Source organism: Adlercreutzia equolifaciens (genome assembly GCF_029076695.1).
Lineage (GTDB): Bacteria > Actinomycetota > Coriobacteriia > Coriobacteriales > Eggerthellaceae > Adlercreutzia > Adlercreutzia equolifaciens_A.
Map to the genome: position 1 here is coordinate 1 of NZ_JARFIK010000640.1, position 287 is coordinate 287.

At 59.2% G+C, this 287-nt stretch carries 1 protein-coding gene; it reads right to left on the bottom strand.

The features are described from left to right. Nucleotides 1–203: GntR family transcriptional regulator (locus PZH32_RS13935; protein WP_428994070.1), on the bottom strand; the 203-nt coding region annotated here is incomplete at its 3' end. Between the last annotated feature and the right edge of the window lie 84 nt (nt 204–287).

The following is a 287-nucleotide window of genomic DNA, read 5'->3' on the forward strand; positions in this document are numbered from 1 at the left end:
AGCTCCTGGTAAGCGCGCTTGGTGGTAATGACGCTTATGCGCAGGTCGTTGGCGAGCGCCCGAATGGAGGGCAGAGCTTCCCCTGCCGTAAGCTCGCCGGTCATGATGGCGGCTTTTACCTGAGAGGCAATCTGCTCGTAGATGGGACTGCTGCTTCCGTTTGCTATGACAATGTCCAAAAGATCCTCTTTCGCGGGAGCCACCTCTGAGGCCCCCTCTTCCGAACCGCGCCAGCTACGCGCTGTCCTTTCGCCAACCAAGGGCGTCCCCTTCGGATGGCTTTAGTT